11 protein-coding genes and 1 pseudogene are annotated in these 8,754 nt (G+C 53.9%); all 12 read right to left on the bottom strand.

From position 1 onward, the window contains the following. Positions 1 to 1,429: pseudogene (locus ACH6EH_RS06455) on the bottom strand (hypothetical protein); the annotation flags it as partial. A gap of 75 nt (positions 1,430 to 1,504) precedes the next feature. After that, complete coding sequence (locus ACH6EH_RS06450) at positions 1,505 to 2,155, bottom strand: ribonuclease HII (protein ID WP_397331607.1); 651 nt, start codon at positions 2,153 to 2,155, stop codon at positions 1,505 to 1,507. A 195-nt stretch (positions 2,156 to 2,350) separates the two neighbouring features. Beyond that, on the bottom strand, positions 2,351 to 3,217 hold the full coding sequence (ylqF, locus tag ACH6EH_RS06445; RefSeq protein ID WP_397331606.1) for a ribosome biogenesis GTPase YlqF: 867 nt from the start codon (positions 3,215 to 3,217) through the stop codon (positions 2,351 to 2,353). A gap of 47 nt (positions 3,218 to 3,264) precedes the next feature. After that, positions 3,265 to 3,876: a signal peptidase I gene (gene lepB / locus ACH6EH_RS06440; protein WP_397331605.1), complete on the bottom strand. Its 612-nt coding sequence runs from the start codon at positions 3,874 to 3,876 to the stop codon at positions 3,265 to 3,267. Positions 3,877 to 3,975: 99 nt separating this feature from the next. Continuing rightward, the gene (rplS, locus tag ACH6EH_RS06435; RefSeq protein ID WP_138226150.1) at positions 3,976 to 4,320 is read right to left on the bottom strand and encodes a 50S ribosomal protein L19; all 345 of its coding nucleotides are present in this window, start codon (positions 4,318 to 4,320) and stop codon (positions 3,976 to 3,978) included. A gap of 252 nt (positions 4,321 to 4,572) precedes the next feature. Next, positions 4,573 to 4,719 carry a hypothetical protein gene (locus ACH6EH_RS06430; RefSeq protein WP_175415286.1) on the bottom strand — a complete coding sequence of 49 codons (147 nt, stop codon included), beginning with the start codon at positions 4,717 to 4,719 and terminating at the stop codon, positions 4,573 to 4,575. Between the two features lie 139 nt (positions 4,720 to 4,858). Further along, positions 4,859 to 5,608: a tRNA (guanosine(37)-N1)-methyltransferase TrmD gene (gene trmD / locus ACH6EH_RS06425; protein WP_397331604.1), complete on the bottom strand. Its 750-nt coding sequence runs from the start codon at positions 5,606 to 5,608 to the stop codon at positions 4,859 to 4,861. A 1-nt stretch (position 5,609) separates the two neighbouring features. Next, positions 5,610 to 6,134 (bottom strand): ribosome maturation factor RimM, encoded by a 525-nt coding sequence (rimM, locus tag ACH6EH_RS06420; RefSeq protein WP_138227788.1) that lies wholly within the window; start codon positions 6,132 to 6,134, stop codon positions 5,610 to 5,612. A gap of 209 nt (positions 6,135 to 6,343) precedes the next feature. Continuing rightward, positions 6,344 to 6,574, bottom strand: coding sequence for a KH domain-containing protein (locus ACH6EH_RS06415; protein WP_138226152.1), 231 nt, complete (start codon positions 6,572 to 6,574; stop codon positions 6,344 to 6,346). 21 nt (positions 6,575 to 6,595) lie between these two features. Further along, complete coding sequence (gene rpsP, locus ACH6EH_RS06410) at positions 6,596 to 6,868, bottom strand: 30S ribosomal protein S16 (RefSeq protein ID WP_138226153.1); 273 nt, start codon at positions 6,866 to 6,868, stop codon at positions 6,596 to 6,598. Between the two features lie 47 nt (positions 6,869 to 6,915). Beyond that, positions 6,916 to 8,298 carry a signal recognition particle protein gene (gene ffh, locus ACH6EH_RS06405; protein WP_397331603.1) on the bottom strand — a complete coding sequence of 461 codons (1,383 nt, stop codon included), beginning with the start codon at positions 8,296 to 8,298 and terminating at the stop codon, positions 6,916 to 6,918. Between the two features lie 39 nt (positions 8,299 to 8,337). Beyond that, a complete protein-coding gene (gene ylxM / locus ACH6EH_RS06400; RefSeq protein ID WP_138226155.1) occupies positions 8,338 to 8,688 on the bottom strand; it encodes a YlxM family DNA-binding protein in 351 nt (116 codons plus the stop codon). Positions 8,689 to 8,754: the final 66 nt, after the last annotated feature.

Below are 8,754 nucleotides of genomic sequence, written 5' to 3'. Positions count from 1 at the left end.
CGGCGCTTGGCGCGGCGCCTCCTGCGGCGCTTGGCGCGGCGCCTCCTGCGGCGCTTGGCGCGGCGCCACCTGCGGCGCTTGGCGCGGCGCCTCCTGCGGCGCTTGGCGCGGCGCCTCCTGCGGCGCTTGGCGCGGCGCCACCTGCGGCGCTTGGCGCGGCGCCACCTGCGGCGCTTGGCGCGGCGCCTCCTGCGGCGCTTGGCGCGGCGCCTCCTGCGGCGCTTGGCGCGGCGCCACCTGCGGCGCTTGGCGCGGCGCCTCCTGCGGCGCTTGGCGCGGCGCCACCTGCGGCGCTTGGCGCGGCGCCACCTGCGGCGCTTGGCGCGGCGCCACCTGCGGCGCTTGGCGCGGCGCCTCCTGCGGCGCTTGGCGCGGCGCCCGCAGCGGCACTGGGCGCAGCGCCTCCTGCGGCGCTTGGCGCGGCGCTCGCTGCGGCGCTTGGAGTGGCGCCACCGGCGGCGCTTGGCGCCGCTTGCGCGGGCGCGCTGCCGCCGCGCAGCACTTGCTGCTCGTGCTCTGCACCGAGCAGCTTCAAGAGCCGCCCCACCCACGGCTCTGCCGTGTGGGTGGAGGGCGCTGGGCCCGGCGCGGCAGTGCCGCCGGCCGTAGGTCCCTGCTGCGCATGCTCGCTGCGCAGCTCCTGAAGCAGGCCCTGCAGCTTTGCCAGCAGGGCCGCTGCCGCATTCCCACCAGTCACCGCTCCCGCTGGCGCATTCCCGCCAGCCACCGCTCCCGCCGTCGCACTACCGCCAGCCACCTGTCCCGTCAGCGCACTACCGCCAGCCACCGCTCCTGTCGTCGCACTGCCACCAGCCGCCCCTGCCTGCTGCTGAAGCTGATTTACAGCCGTCCTCAGCTGCTGCTCCACGTCCTGAAGCAGCTGGTGCAGCGGCGGACCGAACACAGCCTGATGCAGGCTTGTTACACTTTCCCGGGTTACGGGTAAGCCGCGCTGTAGAGCGATCGCAGCCGACTCAGCCCATTCTGCGGCGGGAAGCTGCACCGGCTTGAGCGCCAAGGCTTCCTTCAGTATCGTAACATTCTCCTTATTCAAGGTTACTCCTGCATGCTGAATGCTGCGCAGAATTTCACGCACCTCTGGCGTATCCGGCAGCCCCGCCTGCCGCAGCAAATCTGCTATGGAGGCTGTGGTCTGGGCTGCTCCCTGACCTGTAAACGGCTTCAGCACGATGGCGCCGTCTGCGCCTGGCTGCTGTACCTGCAGCATCGCTGATTCACCCGGACGCAAATTAGCCTCCAGACGGGCTTTGACATGCACCCCTTGAATTTGCACAACCGCTTCCTGGCTATCCTCTGAAACATGAACAATCAAGCCTCTGACAACCTGGCCGGGTTTCATCTCCAAGGCTTTGGCATCTCCCGGCTTTTGCTCTCCGAGCAGTCCGCGAATTAAAGATCCAATGTTCACGCCCCAAACCTCCAAACATTTCGTTTACCTATATATCGGCAGCTGCCTCCCTTTTGGAAAGGGCTACTGCCGTCTTTAGAATAAGGCCAGCTGCTCCGCTTCTATGTTTTTCAAAAAGCTTCGCCGATGCATTGCCGTCGGTCCGTGCAGCAAGATTTGCTCCCGGTGCTGCTTCGTGGCATAGCCTTTGTGAACGGCAATGCCATATTCCGGATAAGCCTGCTCCCATTCCTGCTCACAGAGCCGGTCCCGGATTACCTTCGCTACAATGGAAGCTGCCGCTATGGACTGACTGCGGGCGTCGCCTTTGACGATCGCCAGCTGCGGGATGAGGCTGTCAACACGCTCTGCATCTACGAGCAGAAACTGAGGCTGCACCTGCAGTGCATCCAGAGCCAGCTTCATCGCTTCTCTTGCCGCCTGCTTGATATTGATCTCATCAATCCTCGCCGCATCCACGCGTCCCACACCAACTGCCAGAGCCCCCTCCATAATTTGCTCGTAAAGCACCTCTCTTTTTTTTGCAGTCAGCTTCTTCGAATCGTTGATCCCTTCCATGAGAAGTCCTTGCGGAAGAATCACCGCCGCCGCAACGACGTCTCCGAACAAGCAGCCGCGCCCTACCTCATCAATACCTGCTATATGTACATAACGATCTCCGTATTCTTTTTCATAGGCCAGCAGATCAACTGCTTCACCTTTGTTGTTTTCCGCTCTTTTTTTCATTCTTGAACGCCTACTCTCCCAAGCTTTTCTAATCTAGCGCATTCATGCGGGCTACTTACTAGCTTAACACAGGTTGGCATCTATTTTAACGGAAAGGTTCTACTACCTTCTGACAATGAGACGAGAGCATAAGGGTGCACAACAAAACAGCCGCCACCTCGCGAAGCAAGGCAGCGGCCATATCTCAGCATTTTATTAATAAGGGGCTTCCATCGAGAAGCGTCCCATCTTGCCTGCCCGCAGCTCTCTCAAAAAGAGGCTGGAGGCTTTCTCCAGATCCACTCGGCCGCCGCTGACAATGCAGCCCCGTTTGCGCCCGATATCTTCCATTACGGTCACGATTTGATCGCCATCCTCGAAATCCTCCGGACGACGCTTCAGTTCAAAACGTTCACTCATCGGTTCCCAGTAATATCTGGAGAAGTATTTCACCGCAAAAAACGCGATATCTTCCACATTTAATATTTCTTCCTTAATCGCTCCGGTCACGGCCAGCCGATATCCGACGTTCTGATCCTCAAACTTCGGCCACAGAATACCCGGGGTATCCAGCAGCTCCATTTCTCCGCCAGTCACCTTGATCCATTGCTGTCCTTTTGTCACACCTGGACGGTCACCCGTCAAGGCGATACTGCGCCCTGCAAGACGATTAATCAGTGTAGACTTGCCTACGTTCGGAATGCCTACAATAAGCACCCGCATGGCCCGGGGATTCATACCCTTGGCAATCTGCCGGTCAATCTTCTCTTTCAAGAGAAGCTTCACCTGACCCGGGATGTCCTTGACCCCGGTTCCGGTAGCTGCATCAATCGGGAATGCCGGAGTTCCGGCTTGCTTGAAATACTGAATCCACTGCCGGGTCACTTCCGGATCCGCCAGATCGGCTTTATTCATTAGAATCAGCCGCGGCTTTCCTTGTAAAATATCATCGATCATCGGGTTTCGACTGGATAAGGGCAATCTAGCGTCGATCAATTCAATAACACAATCAATCAGCTTGAGCTTCTCCTCGATTTGGCGCCGTGCCTTGGTCATATGTCCCGGAAACCATTGAATCGCCATGCTGTGACCACCTCACAATCCTGCTGCTTTAGGAGTACTATACCCCTCTATTGGCTAATAAATCCGATGTCTTTCAGCGGCCAGAAAATAACGTCAGCTCGTCCGATGATATCCCCCAGCGGTACAAAGCCGATCATACGGCTGTCCGTGCTGTTCGAGCGGTTATCGCCAAGAACAAAAACGTGCCCTTCCGGCACTGTATCTTCAGAAACATATTCATTCGGAAAATTCGTCACTGGATTGTACAGCCGTCCTTCAGCATTTGCTGCATCGACCGCTTCCTGGATGTAGCTTTCCTCCACAGACTTTCCGTTTACAAGCACTTGGTCGCCTTCCACCTTCACCGTATCTCCGGCCACCGCAATTACTCGCTTGATAAAGTCTCTGCCCTCGGATGGAACATGAAAGACGATGACCTCACCACGCTCCGGCTTGCGTATATCGTACAAAATCTCGTTGACTATCAGCTTTTGATTGGAGACAAAGGTGGGCTCCATGGACGGCCCCTGCACCACAAATGGTTTAAAAAGCAACCAGCGAATGAGAACCACCAGAATCAACGCAATGAGAAGGGCCTTGATCCATTCCAGCAGCTCATTCTTGGCCTTCGGCTTGCCAGCTTTATGGGAGCTGACAGCATCCTGATTGGATTCCTGCATAATTCACCGTCCTCCTGCCATGATGTTTCACGGACACCTATGTATCTGAAATATACAAAAAGGGCTTGTATAACAAGCCCTTTTCTGATCGTCTGATGATTAACGACGAATTTCTTTAATTCTCGCTGCTTTACCGCGCAGTTCACGAAGATAATAAAGCTTCGCACGACGCACTTTACCACGGCGAGCCACTTCGATTTTCTCGATTTTAGGCGAGTTGATGGGGAAAGTTCTTTCCACACCTACACCGTAAGACACTTTACGTACTGTAAAAGTCTCACTGATTCCGCCACCGCGACGCTTAATCACAACACCTTCGAACAGCTGGATACGCTCCCGAGATCCCTCGATAACCTTAACGTGCACTTTTAAAGTGTCGCCAGGACGAAAGCTCGGAATATCACTGCGAAGTTGCTCTTGAGTAATCGCTTGAACGATATTCATCTAGGACTCCCTCCTCTCACACAGGCGTTCTTGCCTCTTCCGGAAAACCGTTTGTCTTCCATCATCATTTGCAGCGGACCACCGTATTCACAACAAAAGAATTTTACCACATCTATATTGCGAAATCAACTATTAATGTATTAAAACATATAAAAAGTGCCAAAGAGACGAGAGCATCTCTTACGGCACTGTTCATTTGTAATATCCGTCCATCTTCAATACGGACTCTGACGCGTTGATAGCGAATGATCCCTAGCGGGAGCTTTTATCAGGCACGCTATAGTCTCTTCCGTGAAGATCGCCGTAATAGGCTAAAATATCATCTACCGACTGAAAAGACGTGTCTTCCTTCGGCTTCGCGGATGTATAGGCTTCGTTCATGGATTGATTCTCGTTCATCTTATTTTCCTCCTAGTGTGGTGAAGCATCTGCATAAGTATATTACCCACCTGCTGATTACTTGCACCATACTAGGAAGCTGAATCATATTTTGCTATAACGATGATACTTCTGCAGCAGCCCGGAAGCCGGCCCTTTACTATTCATTCTGCTGATTCTGCTCTTCCGCCTTCAAGGCAGCCAGAAACTTCAAATCCTGCGGGGACAGCTCCAGCTTCTCCAGCAGCTCCGGACGACGCTCCCACGTACGTCTCAGTGCCTGCTCCCGGCGCCAGGTCTCAATATGAGCGTGATGGCCGCTAAGCAGCACATCCGGCACCTTCCAGCCCCGGAACTCTGCGGGACGCGTATAATGCGGATACTCCAGCAGCCCTGTACTAAAGGAGTCTGTGATCGCCGAGGATTCATTACCCAGCACGCCGGGAAGCAGACGAACGACCGAATCAATCATCACCATCGCCGGCAGTTCTCCCCCGGTAAGCACGTAATCCCCAATGGACAGCTCGTCAGTCACCAGATGCTTACGAATGCGCTCATCATAGCCTTCATAGTGTCCGCATATAAACACCAAATGATCCTCCTTGGACAGCTCCTCTGCCTTAGACTGGGTAAAGGGCTGCCCTTGAGGACAGAGCAGAATAATCCGCGCCGGGGAAGAAGACTGCTGCAAAGCCTCTACCGCTGCGAAAATCGCGTCCGGCTTCAGCACCATCCCCCCGCCGCCGCCGTAAGGCGTGTCATCCACCTGGCCGTGCTTGTTGCCGGCATAGTCGCGGAAATTGATAGCCTGGAGAGATACGATTCCCTTTTCAGCCGCTTTTCCCAGGATGCTTGTCCCGAATACACCGGTAAACATCTCCGGGAACAATGTCAGTACATCAACCTTCATCCTATAACAGCCCTTCCATCAGGTGCACCCGTACCTGCTTGCTGGTCTTGTCTACCTCCAGCACGACGTCAGGAATAGATGGAAGCAGCAGCTCCTTCCCGTTCGGGGTCTTCACCACCCACACATCATTGGCCCCCGGGGTAAGAATTTCCGTAATCACGCCCAGCTCCTGAGGGGGATCTTCATCTGTAATGACCTTGCAGCCAATAATCTCGTGGAAATAATATTCGTTGTCCGGCAGCTCTTCCTGCAGGGCTTCGTCAATTTTCAGCAGGCTCTCTTTGTATTTCTCCGCTTCATTAATCCCATCAATTTCCTTAAATTTCACCATGTACATATTCTTATGCACCCGTGAGGTATCCACGGTGACCGGTAGCGGAGCACCGCCCCGGGGAGATACGATATATAGCTGGCTGTTCTTGGCAAACCGCTGCTCTGCAAAATCACTGTGAGAAACCACCTTCAGCTCACCCTTGATGCCGTGGGTATTTACAATTTTGCCTACAGTAAACAACTTTGGTGCCATCATAATCCTCCTGCCTGGTAAAAATATTCATTCTGATATTATTATGATTTCTTCAGCATGTACGAAAAGGGGCTAGGACATGCATCCTAACCCCCTTTCGTATATTTTTAAGAAAATGCCCATGTATCTTTTGTAGAAAGAACGCTTAGACCGCAAAAACCACTTGACTGCCGAGATGATATTCTTAGAAGCCTGACTGTGACCGGCAATCAAGAGATAATGTCCACGGTAACCCGCTTGTCTATTTTCACGGCTGCCGATGCAACCACCGTTCGGAGGGACTTTGCGATCCGGCCTTGCTTGCCGATGACCTTCCCGACATCGTCAGGATGCACACTCAGCTCATAAACGACCAGATTGCCTTTGTCCACCGCCGTGACGGCTACATCTTCCGGATGATCCACCAAAGCCTTAGCAATAACGCGAACTAATTCTTCCATAGATAACCCTCACGATCCAACTTATTTCTGGTTCTTGGATTCATGGAATGCTTTCATTACGCCTGCTTTGCTGAGCAGGTTGCGAACGGTATCCGATGCTTGCGCACCGTTTTGAAGCCATTTCAGCGCTTTTTCCTCATCAATCTTTACTTCAGCCGGTTGAGCAACCGGATTGTAGTAGCCGATTTCCTCGATAAAGCGGCCGTCACGCGGGGAACGGGAATCCGATACCACCACGCGGTAGAAAGGGGCCTTGTGAGCACCCATACGTTTCAGACGAATACGTACTGCCATTTTGAACATTCACCTCCTTCAAAAAATATCCTCCTGTCACGCCAGAATCAACGGAACGGGAACTTCATGCCTTTACCACCTGTCAAGCTCTTCAATTGCTTCATCGCCTTGTTCTTGCCACCCTTAGGGCCCATCATATCCGAGAACTGCTTCATCACACGGCGCATTTCATCGAACTGCTTGATCAAGCGGTTGACCTCCGCCAGCGAAGTGCCGCTGCCGGCCGCGATCCGCTTGCGGCGGTTGTGGTTAATAATGTCCGGCTGCTGCTTTTCTTCTGTGGTCATGGAATGCACGATCGCCTCAATGCGGCCCATCTGCTTCTCATCCACCTTCAAATCCTTAGTCTGCTTCATCTTGCCCATGCCCGGAATCATGTCCATCAGCTGATCCAGTGGACCGAGCTTCTTCACCTGATCCATCTGCTCCAGGAAATCCTCGAAGGTAAATTCCGCATTGCGCATCTTACGTTCCATTTCTTTGGCCTTCTCGGTATCAATGTTCGACTGTGCCTTCTCAATGAGAGACAGCATATCGCCCATACCCAGAATCCGCGAAGCCATCCGCTCCGGATGGAACGGTTCCAAGGCATCGATCTTCTCGCCCAATGCGGCGAATTTGATCGGACATCCGGTCACAGCCTTGACAGACAACGCCGCGCCGCCGCGGGTATCGCCGTCCAGCTTCGTCAGAACGACACCGGTCAAGGTCAGCTGAGCGTTAAAGCTCTCGGCCACGTTAACCGCGTCCTGACCTGTCATGGCATCCACAACGAGAAGCACCTCATCCGGCTTCACTTCACTGTGAATCTGCTTCAGCTCTTCCATCAGATCTTCGTCAATATGCAGTCGGCCTGCAGTATCGATAATGACATAATCATGATGGTTATCCTTGGCGTGCTGCAGACCCTGTCTGGCAATCTCTACCGGACTGGTCTGGTCTCCGAGCGAGAACACCGGCGCTTTAATCTGCTCCCCCAGAACCTGGAGCTGTTTGATGGCGGCCGGACGATAAATATCTGCTGCTACCAGCAGCGGCCGGCTGTTCTGCTTCTGAAGGAGCTTGGCCAGCTTCCCGGTTGTCGTCGTCTTCCCCGCGCCCTGCAAACCAGCCATCATAATGACGGTCGGCGGCTTGCTGCTCTTCGCGAGCTTGGACTGAGTTCCGCCCATCAGCTCCGTGAGCTCCTTGTTCACGATGTCGATAATAACCATGCCCGGGGTGAAGCTGTCCATCACCTCTTTGCCGACAGCCTTCTCCTTCACCTTCGCCACAAACTCCTTGACGACCTTGAAATTTACGTCTGCCTCCAGGAGAGCCAGGCGCACCTCGCGCATAGCCTCGGTCACGTCCTCCTCCGAAACCTTACCTTTGCCGCGCAGCTTGCTGAACACATTCTGCAGCCGGCTGCTCAAGCCTTCAAATGCCATAATTCCACCTCCATCCTTTCTTGATGGGATACGCTGCTATTATATCATCAATTCGTTCATCCATTCTCTGGCAGCCTGCTTGTCGCTGTCATTGAGGGAACTCTGTTCTAAGGTTCGCTTTAACTGATCCATGGCTCTGGTCCGGGACTCATGCTTGCTCAGCAGTCCCAGCTTGTCTTCATAAACCTCCAGCGCCTGCTCCGCACGCTTGATATGCTCATACACAGCCTGTCGGCTGATCTGAAATTCAGCGGCGATTTCGCCAAGGGAAAAGTCTTCATGAAAGTAATGCTTCAGAAACATCTGCTGCTTCTCTGTGAGCAGTGGCTCATAGAAATCAAAGAGCAGATTAATCCGGTTCGTCTTCTCGAGCCGAGTCGGCTGACTCATGTAAAAGCACCCCCTCGTCAAGGGTAAATACTTTACAGTTCACTTGACGAACCTTATCATACAAAA

The organism is Paenibacillus sp. JSM ZJ436 (genome assembly GCF_044383795.1).
Classification (GTDB): domain Bacteria; phylum Bacillota; class Bacilli; order Paenibacillales; family Paenibacillaceae; genus Paenibacillus_AQ; species Paenibacillus_AQ algicola.
Note: the sequence above shows the minus strand (reverse complement) of the source record. Positions and strands in the feature narration are given on the sequence as shown.